Here is a 16574-nt window from a genome sequence, read left to right as displayed (position 1 = left end):
AGAAGCTGTCGAAGTTTATTTCGACAGCTTCTTTTTATATTTCTCTTGTTGCAATGGTTTGCGCAATCGCATCCCCATGAAATCGACCGTTCTCAATAAATATTTCATTTGCATTATTTCCAGCAGCAATTACACCTGCAATGAAAATATTTTCAGCGTTCGTTTCCATCGTATCCTCTGCATAAATTGGACGTCCTGTCTCTTCATCAATCCGAACACCCATCTTTGTTAAGAAACTATGATCAGGATGGTAACCAGTCATCGCAAATACAAAATCATTTTGGATTGTATATGCTTCGCCATCAACTGTATACGTTAATGTATGTTCAGTAATTTCTTTCACATGAGCCCCGAAATGCATGTCAATTGTACCATTTCGGACTAACGCCTCAAACTCTGGCAAAATCCACGGCTTTATACTTGGTGAATACTCACTTCCGCGATATAAAACCGTTACGCGTGCACCAGCTTTCACAAGCTCTAAAGCGGCATCTACACTCGAGTTTTTCCCACCTATAACGACTACATCTCGATCAAAATAAGGATGTCCTTCTTTAAAATAGTGAGCTACCTTCTTCAATTCCTCACCTGGAACATTCATATAATTTGGATTGTCATAATATCCAGTTGCTACTACAATATATTTCCCTATATATATTTCTCTACTTCCGTCACGCTTTGTCGTCTCAACCTGAAAAGCTTCTCCATCTTTTTGAACGTTCTCCACTCGTTCAAAAGCATTTACACGTACAGATTTACGTTTTACTACTTCGCGATAATACGCAAGCGCTTGATTTCGAACAGGCTTACGATTTTCTGTAATAAAAGCTACATCACCAATTTCTAATTTTTCACTAGAGGAGAAAAATGTTTGATGAGTTGGATAATTATAAATTGCATTTACAATGTTTCCTTTTTCAATTACTAACGGATTTATCCCTACCTTTTGCAACGAAATTGCTGCTGCTAATCCGCACGGACCGCCTCCAATTATAATAGCTGTTTCTTTCTGCATACTCGGTTCACTCCTAGTCTTCTACCAATACACTATTTATAAAAACAAGAAAAAACCTACTTACAGCAGTAGGCACCTATCTTTATTGTATTCATTTTTCATATATTTGTCATCTAAACGAAACGTACATCCGATAGACATCTGCTAAAAACTGCTGAAATTTAATACCTTGTTTCCCTAATACATTTTCAGGATCAATCTTTCTAGCTGGGTCAAGTGTTTTATGTGATACGATATCTTTTTTCGGATTCAAGCCGAAGTTTTGACATAAATACGCATGATACCACGTAAAACGGGTATATGCTTCCCAAAAGTTAACATCACCGCCATAACAAAGCTCCACTCCAATGGCAGCCTTATTGGCATCATACCCATATAAGTCATTATCTATCGGCACGCCATATCGAACATGGTAGGCAACTTCATTTATAGGAATAATTTCTAATATCGTTTTGTCATCTATAAATGTATGTGCCGAAGCTTTCGGCTGTATTTCATTAAAATAATCCCGATTCCCAATCGCATTGCTACCAGGATTCCCCGTATCATGACTTACAATAAACCTTACTTTAGAAAGAGGAATACCCGGTCGTGAACTTCCATATCCAATATAGTTACGCTCTATAGGAAACATCGCCATTACTACCCACTCCCGCTTCAGAAAATTACCTTACTTCTTTATATATGTATTCGGTAGCAATGTCCTTATAGCATATTTCTTACGCGAAGAGAAAATCGAAAATATTTGATGTGAACACCATAAATAATAAAATACTTACAGCAACTCCATAAAAACCGTAAAACCAAACACAATCTTCTTTCGTATCTAAACCGAAAAATTTATTTACTGATTGTAATAATGTGCCGCGCTTACTTTGTTTGTTTCTTAATACTTCCACTCGTTCTACAACATCTGCTGGCATCATAAATCTTTGGTCTACTGTCATTTTCATCATTTATCTCTCCTTAAAATCATTTCCGTTTTGTTTATCTAAGGAGAGTATAGCACGTTTGTTCGTGTAGAACAAGCGTTCTTTTTAATTTTGTTTTATTTTTCAACAAACCAATTAATAATTACCAATATAAAAGCGATAATTGGCCCTACTACAACCGCACCAAATATTAAAAACAATAATCCTTCTCCGAACACCCGAGCGGTACTTGCTTTTCGGTCTTGCTTCGTTTTTACGAGTTCTCCCTCTAACCTCTTAACCTTTTCTTCTAATTGTTCTACTCGTTCCATCATTTCATTTCCCATTTATAACACCTCACTCTAATACTTCAACAAAAAAACGTGATTCCCTCGAAAGGAATCACGTTTTCTCACAATATAATATTATACCCAACCTCTGAAGCGACTTGCTTCAGCCATTTTACGAACACCGACCATATACGCTGCAAGGCGCATATTCACTTTACGAACTTGTGCTGTTTCATAAATAGAATCAAATGATCTTACCATTACTTTTTCTAAACGTTGTTCTACTTCTTCTTCAGTCCAGTAGTAACCTTGGTTATTTTGTACCCACTCAAAGTAAGATACTGTTACCCCACCAGCACTAGCTAATACGTCTGGAACAAGTAAAATTCCGCGATCTGTTAAAATTTTAGTTGCTTCTAATGTTGTTGGACCATTTGCAGCTTCAACAACAATTTTTGCTTTAATATCATTAGCATTTTCTTCTGTAATTTGATTTTCAATTGCAGCTGGAACTAAAATATCACAATCAAGTTCTAACAATTCTTTGTTTGAAATTGTATTATTAAATAGTTTTGTTACTGTACCAAAGCTATCACGACGGTCTAATAAATAATCAATATCTAATCCATTTGGATCATGCAATGCGCCGTAAGCATCTGAGATTGCAATAACTTTTGCACCTGCATCATGCATAAATTTAGCTAAGAAGCTACCAGCATTACCGAATCCTTGAACAACAACGCGCGCACCTTTAATATCAATGTCGCGTTTTTTTGCAGCTTCGCGAATACAAATTGTAACACCTTTCGCTGTTGCTGTTTCACGTCCATGTGATCCACCTAATACAAGTGGCTTACCTGTAATAAATCCTGGCGAGTTAAATTCATCAATACGGCTATACTCATCCATCATCCATGCCATAATTTGAGAGTTTGTGAATACATCTGGAGCTGGAATATCTTTCGTCGGCCCTACGATTTGACTAATTGCTCGTACATAACCACGGCTTAATCTTTCTAACTCACGGAATGACATTTCACGTGGGTCACAGATAATTCCACCTTTACCTCCGCCATATGGTAAGTCGACAATACCACATTTTAAACTCATCCAAATTGAAAGTGCTTTCACTTCATTTTCTGTTACATTCGGATGGAAGCGAATTCCACCTTTCGTTGGACCAACAGCATCATTATGTTGTGCACGATATCCTGTAAATATTTTAACAGTCCCGTCATCCATACGAACTGGTATTTTCACTGTCATCATACGAACTGGTTCTTTTAATAATTCATATACTTCGTTTGGATAACCCAATTTTTCTAACGCTTCACTGATAACAATTTGTGTTGAATTCAATAGTTCAAAATGTTGTTCCCTTTGTTGTTGTGTTTTTGTTTGAGTTCCCTTTTCGGCTACCATAGTAAGTAAACCCCCTGTAATTTCACTTGTTTAGTAAACCTTCATTGCCTAGTATACACCGTTAAATTTGGAATGCAATAGAAAACGCTAACAAATATATACAAAGTATTTTCTGTTGCAAGCGTTTTCACTATCATTATAGTCCTTTTATTACTTTTAGAAAAGTAAAATACTTAAATATTTAAATATTTTTTATTTTATTCATGTACAGTACTTTGAAAAGAGACATTTAAGTACAATAAAAAAACAAAACCTTAGGTTATATTAGCTAAGGTTTTGTTTTTTCACAAAGTAATTGTGTATTTGTTCAATTGCTTGAGAAGCCATTAATTCTTTACCATACTCCATTAGACGATAAATAGTTGCTGTAGACGGATTACCATATTCCGCTAAAATAGCTATAAAATCTGCTTTCAGTAATTGAATTTGCTCCTCTTCTTCCATCCAAAGATAGAAACGCCCATCCCACGTATATAATTTTCCGCCAGTTACATCAAGGTTATATAAACGATTCGACAGGTTAATTACGTCATCTAGTGTAGCAAACTCATAAAGGATATGCTCGCTTTCATCTAGAGTCACTTGCATTTCAATAAACTCGTCACGGAACTCATCATCTGTATCCGCTTCTTGATGTTCTTTCGTTACAATTACGACCATTCCTTGCGCTTGTAGAGAAAATACTTCAACTGCAATCGGACCATCCGCTTCAAATCCTAATTCTTTATTTGCTTCTTGCATCATATCACGAAATAATTGCTGTACTTTCGGTGCATTTCTCCACAAATCTTCTTTCGTTAATCCTCTTTCAGATAAATCATCAAATGTTAAGAAAATTTTTATCTTATTGTAATTTAATCGTTCCAGCCTCATATCATACCCTCCCTACGCAACCAATGAATATAATTTTTATTATATGAAATAGAAAATAGATGGTTCTTTTCGAACAACTATTCTAACATGTTTAACCAATCATCCCATTCTTCTTTCGTATCACCAATTAGGCTTGTTTGAATGTTCAACTGATCTCGAGCACCTATTTCTCCTATAATCCCAACAGAAAGGTTCTCATTTTTTTCTTGCAAAAAATCCACATAGCTCATTACGTTCTTCCGTTCTCGTCCGTCATCAAAAGAGATGACTACATATTTAGGTCTTATTTGCTCAACAGCTAACGAAATACTATCTTCCGCTAAGCTTGCCCGAATATATATCACATCATATCCTTTTAATCGTAAATACGTTGAGAAAACAAACCCTTTCAACATATTACTTTCTAACACGACAACTTTGTGTATAGAAGAAAACGATGATGCATTATGATATACCATCCCTAGACGCGTTTGTAAAAATGATACGACATATTGGAATTGCACCATTGTAACTTCATTGTTATTTTTTAACGCTAACAATTTATTTGACACTTGAAGAACAATACTTGCTATAACTTTTTCTGTTGCATAAATACTAAAAGCCTCGTTTAACAATGCAGAAGTTGTAATTTCATCAAATTTTAACAAAGCTTGTAGTATATCGTCCACTAAAACAACTTCTCTATCGTAATGTATTTCATTTTGAACATTATTCTGCAAACGATTCCCTTCTAATAATTGAACTGCTTGTCCAATCATCATGCCAGAAGAAACCTTGTCCATTAACCATTTCAAAATTTGAATATGCTCTTCTGTATATAATCGATGCCCCGCATGATTCCGCTTTGGGGCAATCATTTGATATCGTCTTTCCCATGCACGAAGCGTACTTGGTTGAATTCCAATTATATTCGAAACAGCTTTTATATTATATTTTCCGTTTAGAGTTGGCATCATTTCCCTCCGCATAACGTAATAATATGTGTTTGAGCAGGTGCTCGGAAGCGAAGTGGAACCAACGTTGTTCCATACCCATTACTAACAAAAAGAGTCATATTTGAATGCTTATATACGCCACCTTTTAAATATTTTTTAGATGGGAATAATCGAATCTGTCCTCCATGTGTATGTCCACTTAACACAAGTGAAATTTGTTCTTTTCCAGACATTTTATTTATTATATCAGGGTTGTGGCTAATTAATATGCGAAAACCATCTTCCTTACAATCAGCCAACGCTAAATCTAAACGATCACGTTTCAAACCAACATCATCTACACCGAGCAAACAAATTTTCTCTCCTAATTCAGACTCAAATACAACTCTTGTATTATCTAAAACTTTCACATTATTTTCTAATAATAAAGCATCCAATTCATGATATTCAATCTCATAATCATTATTTCCCCATACAAAATAGACAGGAGCTATCGCTCTTAACTTTTGTATATTTGCAGAGATTTTCGATAAAGGGACACCTTTTTCCGCTAAATCACCACCAATAATTACAAGATCTACTTTTCCTTTTACTTGTTCAATTAACGAATTCGAAATGCCCCTTCTATGAATATCTGATATAAAGAATACATTTACTTTTTGAAAACTTTTCGGAAATTCTTCAAATATTAAAGTATGTTCTAGCACCGTATCACGCGTTGCTTCCGTATACATTACAAGAAGAAATATAATACCAATACAAACGAGAGTACTTAATAAGATAATCCATATCATATATTTTTTACTCCCTTCCTCATAAAGATAATTCCCAGTTTTTATAGTAAGTATTTTACTAACTCTCTCGCTTCGTGGACTTATCTTTTATCGGAATTTTTAATTCTTGACCTACATTCACTTCATCTTTTTGTAAATCATTATACTTTTTAATCACTTCGATCCCAGTTTCATCTGAAAAATATTGCTTCGCTATACTTTCTAAGGTTTCTCCCTCTTTCACCGTATGCGTGACAACTTTCTCAGATGATGCCTCGGACTGAGATTTAGCTGAATCAAAGAAAATGACCTCAAATGCACTTTTTCCAGCGTTATTACCATCACTTTTCACCTGAATATATTTATCCGTATACCATAAAATGCTAATTGGTAGTAATATGAATAGAAATGTTAAAACTCGGACGAAAATATGATTCATTTTAAACTTTTGTTTTTTCTCTTTATTTCTATGAATTTCACTACGCGGCGGTAAACCTTCTTTTTCTTCCACTCGCTCAACTTCTAATTCCTCTTCAAAATCAGGAATTCGTCTTCTCATGTTGTTCACCACCACCTTCCATTTATTTTCTTAATTGGAGCCCCATTATAAAATCAACAAGAAAGTGTGCAAAGATTGTTATAAACAAATTTCCTGTCCATTCAAATACATAGCCAAAAACAAAACTAATGAAACAGACGAAACAAAACAAAAATGGCTTTTTTATATACCGAATATGTAATACTGCAAATACGAAACTCGCTATTACAATTCCAAAGTGCGTCTGCACTACACCTCTAAATAAAAATTCTTCTGCAAAGCCGATAATGAATGTAATAACAAGTAGATGCATAACTGACATCCCTTGAAACATCCTATCATTAATACCACCATCATCAAACCAAGACTCTGGAAATACTCGCATTGCAACATAATCTAATAACACAATACCAATCGCTAACAAGCCACCTATTATAAGTATAGACACCGGTTCCCATTTCCACAGACTATACACCGATTTTATATCTCGGAATAGTATATATGCTAGTAAACAACCGATACCGATAATAATGAACTGTGTGATATACAGATTCAACCTTATTTCTTTCGGACTCATATCTTCAATATTATGCCTTTGAATGTTCATCATTCCCCCATCTTTTCTAGACCGAAAAGCTTTTGTAACTCTGTTTCCCAATTATAGTCGAAATCCGATTGTTGCGCTTGTCTTTTTTTATAATCTGTTTTTGTAATATGACAATAGTCGCAGCAATTCTTTAACTCGCCCTCTTTTCTGTAACCGAACTGTCGCAGCAAATATTCACGTCTACATTCTTTCACTTGTATCCATGATTTCATGTTTTCTAGCTCACTATATTTATTACGTAGCCTGATTTCTACTTCAGCTATTAATCTTGTCATAATTTCATCTGACAAGCTCTCTAATATTAATTTTCTCTGTTGTATGATTCCAAGCTTTTCAAGATGATAGCGGATGAAACGCCAATATTGTTCATTAAATCTTGCTGCATTATAACAAATTTCTTCTACCTCTTCTATTGGTAATTCTTTCGTTTGAAACATTCTTTCCTGCAGTAAAGAAAATAAAAATTGTATTTGTGACTGGCTTGGCAATTCATCTTCAATTATTGAAATTGGTAAATCGTGATCTAACGGACTGCATAGTAAAATAGCTATACTAGGTTCACCATCTCTTCCAGCTCTTCCGATTTCTTGTAAATAAGAAGCTATATTAGTCGGATAGTGGAAATGAATAATATATCTCGTATTTGATTTATTTACTCCCATACCAAAAGCACTTGTACATATTACAAGCTGCAACTGGTCATTCATAAACTGCTGTTGAATTAACATGCGCTCTTCATGTTCCATACCACCATGATAGAAAGCGACACCAGCAACGCCTTTTCCTCTTAAATATTCCGTTAAACGTTCTGTCCACGCTCTGCTTGAACAATATACAATCCCCGGCCCTTGTAAATACATCACCTGTTCCAAAAGCGCCTCTTTCTTCTCTTCTATCGTCTCCACAAATTGTACTTCCATTGCTATATTTGGACGATCAATAGAATACACATGCTGCGTCACATTCTCCAAATTCAAACTCTCTGCTATATCTCGGAGTACATCTTTCGTCGCTGTTGCAGTTAATGCTAGCACCGTAGGAGACCCGATATTTTCAATAACTACATTTAGTTTTTTATAATCTGGTCTAAAATCATAACCCCATTGCGAAATACAATGAGCTTCATCTACAACAAATAATGAAATATGAACTTTCTTCAATTCTCTTATTAACAATTCCGACTGCAACATCTCAGGTGAAACAAAAATAAATTTATAGGAAGCTAACCTTTTCATTGCTTCTCTTTTTTCATGTAATGTCCGAAAACTATTAAATGCTATCACTCGGTTTTTCACAACATATTTTAATTGTGTAACCTGATCTTCCATCAAAGATAATAATGGTGATACAACAAGTACTGTCCCTTCTTGCATGAGCCCTGGAAGTTGATAGCACATAGACTTCCCTCTTCCGGTCGGAAGCATCGCTATAACATCTTTTCCTTCCAATAAATCTGTAATTACCCCTTTTTGACCTGGACGAAATTCAGAATATCCAAACCACCTATATAAATATTCCTCAAGTTTCATTTATACCCTCCATCCGCGCCAATACAAGACGAACTTCAAAATAAGAGATACCCTCTCCAACAGCTTGTTTCAACTCACGCAACTTACGTGTTTGTAATGCATCAATTACTTCTGTTACTTTATCTATTTTGTCTTTTTCCATAAACATCTCGATAGAAAAATCTCTTTCTCGCAAAGCAATTTCAACAAAATGATCTTCTATCGTTGCAACCTTTAGATTTCTAATTGTCGCTATTTCTTCTAATGAGCGCCCTTGTCTCCAAAAATTATATGTTTTTTTCGTTGATAAACTAAATAATTCAGCTCTCTCATTTGGATAAGAGATAATCTCAGCTAATAACGGAAATTCATTTTCTTTATCGCGAACTTCTTGTATAAGGAAATGAATTGTACCCCAAAATAAGAAATATACCCTGAAAATATCTCGTTTCGTAATTTCCGCTAACTGTTGCAATGTACAACCGATACGTTCATATCCTGTTAATCTATATGTTACAATCGTCGCTTCTATCACATCACATTTCCCTAAAAGATTATGTATTTCTTTCCATAATCTTTTCGCCAATTCACTTCGCCTATACGGCATACCTGTTAAAAATCGCTTCACCCACACCATTATTTCTGTATCTTGTTGAATAGGAATAAACTTCGTATTATTCTGTTGTAAATTAGATACAGTTTGAATAATTAAAGATAATCTTTTCCAAAACGTTTCACCTAATTCACCATAGTGCAAACCATGCAAATGGGCTGGAAAAGCATACCCTTCCTCCCATGTATGTAACTGCATTTTACCTTTAGGTGTTAACAAATATGTATTTTCATGTATTTCTTGAATCAAATCTGCTTGCAACAACTTTGCAACTTCACGATCATATTCATTTCTATTTAACGATTTATATATTCCAAACAAAAAAGAAATTCGGAACATATTTCCATCTTGTAACGTTTGCGAAGAACGTTTTCCCTTTAATAAATAATAAATAGAAGAAACGGTTCTTTCACCATTCAATTGTTTTAAACAATACAATACAGTATATTGTAGTTGCATTACCGCTTCCACCTTTCAATCTAACTTAATTGCTTTTGATATGATTGCGCCATCTACCGTTACTCATTAAACTTATCATATGGGCAATATATACTTGTATATATTATATTGTACCAAACGAAATAACATTTACGTATTTTGAAAATCTTATGACATAATGCAAAAATTAGTTGACACTCTAATTGATAAGGATTATCATTATAATTTTATGTTGAAAAGTTTTAAAAACCGTTTTACAATAAGGTTATAATTTTTATGGCGAGCTTTTCACATACATATTATCAGGAGGGAAAAAAGATGGCAAAATATACAATCGTTGATAAAGATACTTGTATTGCATGTGGTGCTTGTGGCGCTGCTGCACCAGACATTTATGACTATGATGATGAAGGTATTGCATTCGTAACATTAGACGATAACCAAGGTATCGTTGAAATTCCAGATGTATTACTTGAAGATATGATGGATGCATTCGAAGGTTGTCCAACTGACTCAATTAAAGTTGCTGACGAATCATTCGACGGCGATGCTTTAAAATTCGAATAGTCTTTTATTAACTTCAAAAAATACCCCTCATTCATTTGAGGGGTATTTTTTGTTTTCTATTTTCAGCCTCCTTAATAAAAAACCATTAGTAGTTATATACTACTAATGGTTTTATTTTATATTTATGCATTTTTCATTTTTGCAAATACCCATACTTTCAGGCGTGAGAATAACGCTACAAATACAATTGTTACAACAATTCCTTTAATCAAATTAAATGGTAAGATTGCCGTTACAACCGTTGTTTTTATCGCTTCGCTAGACATAGCTGGTGAATTTAAAAACCAAGTGTAAGCTGGGAATATGATGATGTAATTTAATACACTCATAATGAGCGCCATTGTAATTGTCCCTAGCATTAATCCTGTCGTTAAACTCTTAACAGTACGATACTTCCTAAATAAGAAAGTTGCTGGTCCAATAAATAAACATCCTGCAATAAAGTTAGCAATTTCTCCAACTGGTACTCCCGTTAAACTCCCTTGAATCCCGTAATGTAAAATATTCTTTATCGCTTCTACAATTACCCCTGCAACTGGCCCGAAAATAATCGCAGCGATTAAAGCTGGCACATCACTAAAATCAATTTTTAAAAATGGCGGAAGCCCTGGGAACGGGAAATCCAACATCATCAGTAAATATGCAATACTACTTAGCATTGCTACACTCACCATCTGCACTACACTGTTTTTTTGTTTCATCTTTCTCTCTCCTTTTCCATCGATCATCTCATGGAAAGTGGAAAGGTTCTGCTATGCCTACTTTTTCATAGAACGAAAAAACCCTTTGTGTTTTACACAAAGGGAGAATTTAAGGCACATCAAACAGACGTTCAAATACCTATCTTTTTTGAACGCTTGAACCTCCATCTTCTCCCATCCAGACTGTACTGTCGGCTTTGGAATCACACCAAATCCTGCCTTAACGGCTCGCGGGCTTAGAACAAAATCACATATAGTTCATCACCGCCGGTCGGGATTTTCACCCTGCCCCGAAGATAGACCGATATTCTATTTTCTACTTCATTATACAACAACATGATCGTATTGTGAACAAAAAAATCGTAACTTACTAAAAATAAGTTATTAATTTTACATAATAAAAATCATTCATTATATTTTACAATACACTCCATATTTTTTAGTATTCGGCATTTCTCCTATGAATCCCCTAGTCATATATAATTAAAAGTGATAAGATGTTGAATTGTTAAGATAAGAACATTTTCTGGATTATGGAGGAAATGTCATGAAGAAAGAAAAGAGACACTCTATTCGAGAAACAATGAAAAAAAACTTAAGAAAAGAATACTTTTACTTAAAAAAAGAATTACTTTTCTACTGTCCAATTGATTTAGGCACATTCTCAAGCGAGACATACTATGCTGCTTTCGATGAAGATGGCATCAGTATTTATCAGTATGATAAAAAGACAGAAAGTAAATTAAAATTATGTGAGCGTCATCCATGGAAGAGTTGGAATAAAGTAAAGGTTGATCATTATTTGACAACTTCACAATTTATTTTTCAAGGTGAGCGAAACTGGATATTATCCCTTTTTCAAAAAGGAAAAGAAGCTCAAAAAATAATAGAAGAGCATACATCTTTACAAACTGAAGTTGTTTCCCGCTCTTTCTTAAAAAAGCTTCCTGGTTTCCGTTCTAATGCACCGTTGAATAAATACATCGGCAGCATTTGCTATACTGCACTCATTGCATTTTTATTAAAATGGATGATTCCATTTCAAGGACCACAAATCGCCCTGTACTCTATTTCAATCGGTTGTATGCTTCTTGGTTTACTTTGTTTGACAATTGGTTTAATTGAACCGACTATTGTACTATTTCGAACAAACGAAAAAACAAGAGCGAAAGTATTTTACTTATATAGCTACTTAGCTATTTCTGGATTTATATGTGTCTTTATTTTTTGGTAAAAAAGAGCTAGTTAAACTAGCTCTTTTTTACTTTACATATAATTGTTGATTTGGATAAATCAGCTCTTGTTGCAACCCATTTTTTTCTTGAATTTCCTTAACTGACATTCTAAATTTCCGCGCAATGCTAACTAGAGTGTCGCCTTTTTGGACGACGTATAACGATGAAGAAACTGCTTCATTTCTTTGTTCATGTAAAACAAGCAATGGATTCATCGCATTCTTTTTTGCCATCGTCCATCTTCCTTGATGAACTTCTAAATGTAAGTGTGCACCTCGGGATTCTCCTGTATTTCCTACTTCTCCAATTATTTCTCCTTTTGAAATATAATCCCCTTGAACTACATATCTCTTATTTAAATGTGCATACACAGCCTCATATTCTCCATGTTTAATAAAAACAACGTTTCCATAACTACTTGAATAATAAGACTTTGTTACCTTACCTTCTTGAATAGCTGACACAGGCGCGCCGATCGGTGCCGCTATATCTATACCGTAGTGTTTTCCGTGCCTTGTTCCAAAATAATCACTTATCTGTCCTTCAACAGGCCATGCCCATTGATTTCCCTCTGCGTACACATGTAATTGAGATAAAAATAGTACTGTCAATAACATGACGCCATATTTTAAAGCTTTCATATACATCCTCCGTTTTCTAATTACGACCATACCTTCTCTATTTTGGTATATTACAGAAAAAACTATACAAAAAAAGAAAGTGAATCACTCCACTTCCTTCTCTTTCTTATCACGAAAAACGATTGCACTGCGATTATACTCTACATCTTTTACTTGTAATCGAGCGTTTATTACTCTAGCTACTGCAAATAAATAATCAGATAATCTATTTACATACTTTAGAACAACTTCATTTATTTCTCCTTCTTTTTGCAGGGACACGATACATCGTTCTGCTCGCCTTACAACTGTACGTGCAATATGAATAGCAGCTGCCGATTCGCTTCCACCTGGTAAAATAAACCGTTCTAGCGGTGGTGCTTCTTCTATATACGAATCAATCCTACTTTCTAAGTTTTCGACCATTTCAATTTTTACTTTATAAGGAATTTTCTCGCCTACTATCGCCAAGTCTCCCCCGCAATCAAATAGTTCATGTTGAATATTTTCAAGTTCATTATAAATATCTCCGAAAGACCCGCCTTGTAGTTTAGTCATCGCATATCCAATATGAGAATTCGCCTCATCTATTGTGCCATATGCTTCAACTCGGATATTATCTTTATCCACTCTGCCGCCTATTACACTTGTTGTCCCTTTATCTCCTGTTTTTGTATATAATTTCATCGCTTTACGACACCCCTCTCATCATTCTTCATTCGACTAAGTTAGAAAAAAAGTTCTACTATTATTTATTTAATTGATTTTACAAAAAAATAAACAACAGTAGAACTTTATTCATTATCAACTTTTAAAACGTATATTTAAATTATACGATTCGGTAAATATACAGAGAATGTAGTTCCCTCTCCAACAACACTTGAAACAGCAATTTTCCCATCATGGCCTTGCACAATATTTTTTGCAATCGCAAGCCCGAGTCCTGTTCCACCTTTTTTTCCACGTGTTCTTGCTTTATCAGCTTTATAGAAACGATCAAACAAAAATGGAATATCTTCTTCTGGAATACCAGCGCCCGAATCTTGTACTTCAAAAATAAGACCATTATTTTTCGTATCAATTACAAGCGTTACATGTCCACCTGCGTTCGTATGACGTATTGCGTTATCAATTAAATTCGTCAATACTTGTTCCATACGATCTGCATCAAACGGGTATTGCTCAATTGAATTTTTGAAATCAACCGTTAACGCGACTTCTTTATCCTTTGCAATTCCTTGGAATTTACGACCTATTTTTTCAACGAAAGGATGAATATCAACTTCACCTATATGTAACTCTACATTACCACTTTCCATACGCGCTAAATCTAACAATTCATTTACAAGTTTCCCTAAACGAACGGATTCATCATAAATGATTTGAACAAACTCATTAATTTCTTCTTTTGTTTGCACAATATCATCTAAAATTGCTTCACTATACCCTTGGAGCATGACCATCGGTGTACGAAGCTCATGTGATACGTTCGCAATAAAGTCTTGGCGCATTTTCTCAAGACGGCGTTCTTCCGTCATATCACGCAATACAGCTACAGCCCCACGAATTTTCGTTTGATTGTAAAGCGGCGTCATAAGAACTACATAGTTACCTTTTTGTAAATTAATTTCAACCACTTGTTGTTGTTCGCTTTCTACAACGAGATGGAATAGTTCAACAAGTTCAGAAGGCAGTTTTTTACTGAGCTCTATCTCTTTTTCTTCTTGCCAAACTTGTAAGAAATGTTCAGCCGGCGGATTGATTACAACGACTTCACCCTCTTGATTTAATGTAATAACCCCATCTGCCATACTACTTAAAATACTAGCTAACTGCTCTTTCTCTTGCTGCAGGGCATTCATATTAAACTTCAACTGTTTCCCCATTTGATTTAAGGCTGTTGCAAGCTCACCAATCTCATCTTGAGATACCATAGGGGCTTTTGCATCAAACTTCCCACGCGACACCTCAAAAGCAACCTCACGCATTTTACGAAGCGGTGCTGTAATTCGAGTAGATAAGAAGAATGCAAAGAAAGTTGTTAATATAATCGCAATCCCTGCTGATAAGAATATAAAATCAGTCGTTCTTTCCATGCCTTGTATCGGCACTTGTAAAGATTCGTATACAAACACTGCACTTTGATTTTTTGACTGTACTGGTTTTCCGACAATCATAATATCATTTTCAGTATTTTTATTCTTTCTACTATTAGAGGCTTTTCTAATGTTATTCTTAATTTCTTTTTTGTCTGTAAACACAGCCGCTAATTCTTTATCTTCTTTTAAGTCATCCATTGTAAGAGTGACTAATCCTTCTTGTTTCGGTGAAGAAGATATTTCTTTACCATCTTCTACAATAATGATCCTTGAAAGTGGATCAGAGAATTTATACGCGATATTCTCAATCGTTTTTACATCGGCACCTTCCTCAATTAACTCTGAAACACTTGTTGCAACTTTTTGAAGCCTAGCTTCACTCATATCAACATAATATGTTCTAAAAAACTGTGAAAGTAAAATCGCAACAAATCCAAGCACGAACGAAACGAGAAGTAATATGGTCATCCATAACTTCCCTACTACACTTCTCCAAAGCATCAGTCGTTCACAACCTCAAACTTGTAACCTACGCCCCAAACGGTAACAATCATCTTCGCAGCATCGGGTGATTTTTTACTTAACTTCTCACGTAAACGCTTTACATGCGTATCAACTGTACGTAAATCTCCGAAGAATTCATATTGCCATACTTCTTTTAGCAATTGCTCACGATCGAATACTTTATCAGGCGCTTTCGCTAAGAATAATAGTAATTCGTACTCTTTCGGTGTTAAGTTCACCTCATTACCATCTGCTGTAACACGGTGTGCATCATTATCAATTGTTAAATGAGGGAATACAGTAACATCTTTTGTCGTTGTATCTTGTGTAAAGAATGTTGTTGGTACAGAACGGCGTAAGACCGCTTTCACTCGAAGCACTACTTCACGTGGGCTAAATGGTTTCACAATATAATCATCAGTTCCTACCTCAAACCCTTGTACTCGATTTACTTCTTCACCTTTTGCTGTCAACATAATAATTGGCGTCGCTTTCTTCTCACGAACCCCTTTACATACTTCGATACCATCTTTACCAGGCATCATAAGATCTAATAAAATTAAATCATAATCATTTTGCAGCGCCATTTCTAAAGCTGTATCACCATTGTCTGCTTCTTCAATTGTGTATTGTTCTCTCTCTAAATACATTTTCAACAAACGACGAATACGATCCTCATCGTCTACAATTAAAATTCTTGATTCATTTTCCATTTCTACCCGTTGCGTACTTTTACCACAACGGTTCACACCTACCCTTCTATACTATTATGTTGCGCTATTCTCGTTTATTTAAGCAATCTTCTAAATGTTTCACTTCCCATATTATGCTTCACAAGAATAATAAAGTTTGTTCAATTTTTTTCCAAAACTATGTATTTTTTTTGAACAGTATATAATGTCCTCGACATCATTTTACAAAATCA

Annotated in this window: 19 protein-coding genes and 1 riboswitch; of the genes, 2 read left to right on the top strand and 17 right to left on the bottom strand. The window is 34.8% G+C overall.

Going from position 1 to position 16574, the window contains the following annotated elements; genetic code table 11:
* Nucleotides 1-34: 34 nt before the first annotated feature.
* The 12 genes from MR079_RS06415 to MR079_RS06360 form a co-directional block, all read right to left on the bottom strand.
* Nucleotides 35-1015, bottom strand: coding sequence for a YpdA family putative bacillithiol disulfide reductase (locus MR079_RS06415; RefSeq protein WP_139868080.1), 981 nt, complete (start codon nt 1013-1015; stop codon nt 35-37).
* A gap of 109 nt (nt 1016-1124) precedes the next feature.
* Nucleotides 1125-1655, bottom strand: a complete 531-nt coding sequence (locus MR079_RS06410; RefSeq protein WP_139868082.1) for a peptidoglycan recognition protein family protein — start codon at nt 1653-1655, stop codon at nt 1125-1127.
* A gap of 79 nt (nt 1656-1734) precedes the next feature.
* Nucleotides 1735-1971 (bottom strand): DUF3961 domain-containing protein, encoded by a 237-nt coding sequence (locus MR079_RS06405; protein WP_001983018.1) that lies wholly within the window; start codon nt 1969-1971, stop codon nt 1735-1737.
* Nucleotides 1972-2063: 92 nt separating this feature from the next.
* Nucleotides 2064-2273, bottom strand: a complete 210-nt coding sequence (locus MR079_RS06400; protein ID WP_000526183.1) for a hypothetical protein — start codon at nt 2271-2273, stop codon at nt 2064-2066.
* A gap of 78 nt (nt 2274-2351) precedes the next feature.
* The gene (gudB, locus tag MR079_RS06395) at nt 2352-3638 is read right to left on the bottom strand and encodes an NAD-specific glutamate dehydrogenase (protein WP_000225176.1); all 1287 of its coding nucleotides are present in this window, start codon (nt 3636-3638) and stop codon (nt 2352-2354) included.
* A 264-nt stretch (nt 3639-3902) separates the two neighbouring features.
* Nucleotides 3903-4511: a genetic competence negative regulator gene (locus MR079_RS06390; protein ID WP_001235392.1), complete on the bottom strand. Its 609-nt coding sequence runs from the start codon at nt 4509-4511 to the stop codon at nt 3903-3905.
* A gap of 77 nt (nt 4512-4588) precedes the next feature.
* Nucleotides 4589-5464, bottom strand: coding sequence for a MerR family transcriptional regulator (locus MR079_RS06385; RefSeq protein ID WP_139868084.1), 876 nt, complete (start codon nt 5462-5464; stop codon nt 4589-4591).
* Nucleotides 5464-6240, bottom strand: a complete 777-nt coding sequence (locus tag MR079_RS06380) for a metallophosphoesterase (protein ID WP_139868085.1) — start codon at nt 6238-6240, stop codon at nt 5464-5466. Before MR079_RS06380 ends, MR079_RS06385 begins: the two co-directional genes overlap by 1 nt.
* 58 nt (nt 6241-6298) lie before the next feature.
* On the bottom strand, nt 6299-6778 hold the full coding sequence (locus tag MR079_RS06375; protein WP_001254344.1) for a LysM peptidoglycan-binding domain-containing protein: 480 nt from the start codon (nt 6776-6778) through the stop codon (nt 6299-6301).
* A gap of 22 nt (nt 6779-6800) precedes the next feature.
* Nucleotides 6801-7364, bottom strand: a complete 564-nt coding sequence (locus MR079_RS06370; RefSeq protein WP_001025765.1) for a CPBP family intramembrane glutamic endopeptidase — start codon at nt 7362-7364, stop codon at nt 6801-6803.
* Nucleotides 7364-8893 carry a RecQ family ATP-dependent DNA helicase gene (locus tag MR079_RS06365; RefSeq protein WP_242293733.1) on the bottom strand — a complete coding sequence of 510 codons (1530 nt, stop codon included), beginning with the start codon at nt 8891-8893 and terminating at the stop codon, nt 7364-7366. The genes MR079_RS06370 and MR079_RS06365 overlap by 1 nt, the downstream gene beginning before the upstream one ends.
* Nucleotides 8883-9944, bottom strand: a complete 1062-nt coding sequence (locus tag MR079_RS06360; RefSeq protein ID WP_014893181.1) for a YpbB family protein — start codon at nt 9942-9944, stop codon at nt 8883-8885. Before MR079_RS06360 ends, MR079_RS06365 begins: the two co-directional genes overlap by 11 nt.
* A 297-nt stretch (nt 9945-10241) precedes the next feature.
* Between MR079_RS06360 and MR079_RS06355 the strand changes: the two genes are divergently transcribed.
* Nucleotides 10242-10490 (top strand): ferredoxin, encoded by a 249-nt coding sequence (locus tag MR079_RS06355; RefSeq protein WP_001151996.1) that lies wholly within the window; start codon nt 10242-10244, stop codon nt 10488-10490.
* Nucleotides 10491-10612: 122 nt separating this feature from the next.
* Here MR079_RS06355 and MR079_RS06350 read toward each other — a convergent pair whose 3' ends face one another.
* Nucleotides 10613-11191, bottom strand: a complete 579-nt coding sequence (locus tag MR079_RS06350; RefSeq protein WP_000810858.1) for an ECF transporter S component — start codon at nt 11189-11191, stop codon at nt 10613-10615.
* 162 nt (nt 11192-11353) lie between these two features.
* Nucleotides 11354-11493: riboswitch (FMN riboswitch) on the bottom strand.
* 245 nt (nt 11494-11738) lie between these two features.
* Between MR079_RS06350 and MR079_RS06345 the strand changes: the two genes are divergently transcribed.
* A complete protein-coding gene (locus tag MR079_RS06345; protein WP_000711807.1) occupies nt 11739-12425 on the top strand; it encodes a hypothetical protein in 687 nt (228 codons plus the stop codon).
* Nucleotides 12426-12452: 27 nt separating this feature from the next.
* On the opposite strand, the gene MR079_RS06340 is transcribed toward MR079_RS06345, so the two are convergent.
* The 4 genes from MR079_RS06340 to resD form a co-directional block, all read right to left on the bottom strand.
* Nucleotides 12453-13067: a peptidoglycan DD-metalloendopeptidase family protein gene (locus MR079_RS06340; RefSeq protein WP_000645699.1), complete on the bottom strand. Its 615-nt coding sequence runs from the start codon at nt 13065-13067 to the stop codon at nt 12453-12455.
* An 84-nt stretch (nt 13068-13151) separates the two neighbouring features.
* Entirely contained in the window at nt 13152-13733 is a 582-nt protein-coding gene (locus MR079_RS06335; RefSeq protein ID WP_000781284.1) for a cob(I)yrinic acid a,c-diamide adenosyltransferase, read from the bottom strand.
* Between the two features lie 137 nt (nt 13734-13870).
* Complete coding sequence (gene resE / locus MR079_RS06330; RefSeq protein ID WP_139868092.1) at nt 13871-15646, bottom strand: sensor histidine kinase ResE; 1776 nt, start codon at nt 15644-15646, stop codon at nt 13871-13873.
* On the bottom strand, nt 15646-16362 hold the full coding sequence (gene resD, locus MR079_RS06325; protein ID WP_000426862.1) for a DNA-binding response regulator ResD: 717 nt from the start codon (nt 16360-16362) through the stop codon (nt 15646-15648). Before resD ends, resE begins: the two co-directional genes overlap by 1 nt.
* Between the last annotated feature and the right edge of the window lie 212 nt (nt 16363-16574).

This window comes from Bacillus cereus group sp. BfR-BA-01381 (genome assembly GCF_022663555.1).
Taxonomy (GTDB): Bacteria; Bacillota; Bacilli; order Bacillales; family Bacillaceae_G; genus Bacillus_A; species Bacillus_A pacificus.
The sequence above is the reverse complement of the archived record's forward strand: the minus strand, read 5'-3'. Positions and strand labels throughout refer to the sequence as shown.

What these genes read in the sequence shown, in the direction of transcription:
- MR079_RS06360 (WP_014893181.1), bottom strand. Translation starts at nt 9,944, where the DNA reads ATGCAACTACAATATACTGTATTGTATTGTTTAAAACAATTGAATGGT.
- MR079_RS06355 (WP_001151996.1), top strand. Translation starts at nt 10,242, where the DNA reads ATGGCAAAATATACAATCGTTGATAAAGATACTTGTATTGCATGTGGT.
- MR079_RS06385 (WP_139868084.1), bottom strand. Translation starts at nt 5,464, where the DNA reads ATGCCAACTCTAAACGGAAAATATAATATAAAAGCTGTTTCGAATATA.
- resE (WP_139868092.1), bottom strand. Translation starts at nt 15,646, where the DNA reads ATGCTTTGGAGAAGTGTAGTAGGGAAGTTATGGATGACCATATTACTT.
- MR079_RS06340 (WP_000645699.1), bottom strand. Translation starts at nt 13,067, where the DNA reads ATGAAAGCTTTAAAATATGGCGTCATGTTATTGACAGTACTATTTTTA.
- MR079_RS06380 (WP_139868085.1), bottom strand. Translation starts at nt 6,240, where the DNA reads ATGATATGGATTATCTTATTAAGTACTCTCGTTTGTATTGGTATTATA.
- MR079_RS06365 (WP_242293733.1), bottom strand. Translation starts at nt 8,893, where the DNA reads ATGAAACTTGAGGAATATTTATATAGGTGGTTTGGATATTCTGAATTT.
- MR079_RS06390 (WP_001235392.1), bottom strand. Translation starts at nt 4,511, where the DNA reads ATGAGGCTGGAACGATTAAATTACAATAAGATAAAAATTTTCTTAACA.
- MR079_RS06400 (WP_000526183.1), bottom strand. Translation starts at nt 2,273, where the DNA reads ATGGGAAATGAAATGATGGAACGAGTAGAACAATTAGAAGAAAAGGTT.
- MR079_RS06375 (WP_001254344.1), bottom strand. Translation starts at nt 6,778, where the DNA reads ATGAGAAGACGAATTCCTGATTTTGAAGAGGAATTAGAAGTTGAGCGA.
- gudB (WP_000225176.1), bottom strand. Translation starts at nt 3,638, where the DNA reads ATGGTAGCCGAAAAGGGAACTCAAACAAAAACACAACAACAAAGGGAA.
- resD (WP_000426862.1), bottom strand. Translation starts at nt 16,362, where the DNA reads ATGGAAAATGAATCAAGAATTTTAATTGTAGACGATGAGGATCGTATT.
- MR079_RS06415 (WP_139868080.1), bottom strand. Translation starts at nt 1,015, where the DNA reads ATGCAGAAAGAAACAGCTATTATAATTGGAGGCGGTCCGTGCGGATTA.
- MR079_RS06335 (WP_000781284.1), bottom strand. Translation starts at nt 13,733, where the DNA reads ATGAAATTATATACAAAAACAGGAGATAAAGGGACAACAAGTGTAATA.
- MR079_RS06370 (WP_001025765.1), bottom strand. Translation starts at nt 7,364, where the DNA reads ATGAACATTCAAAGGCATAATATTGAAGATATGAGTCCGAAAGAAATA.
- MR079_RS06345 (WP_000711807.1), top strand. Translation starts at nt 11,739, where the DNA reads ATGAAGAAAGAAAAGAGACACTCTATTCGAGAAACAATGAAAAAAAAC.
- MR079_RS06405 (WP_001983018.1), bottom strand. Translation starts at nt 1,971, where the DNA reads ATGATGAAAATGACAGTAGACCAAAGATTTATGATGCCAGCAGATGTT.
- MR079_RS06410 (WP_139868082.1), bottom strand. Translation starts at nt 1,655, where the DNA reads ATGGCGATGTTTCCTATAGAGCGTAACTATATTGGATATGGAAGTTCA.
- MR079_RS06350 (WP_000810858.1), bottom strand. Translation starts at nt 11,191, where the DNA reads ATGAAACAAAAAAACAGTGTAGTGCAGATGGTGAGTGTAGCAATGCTA.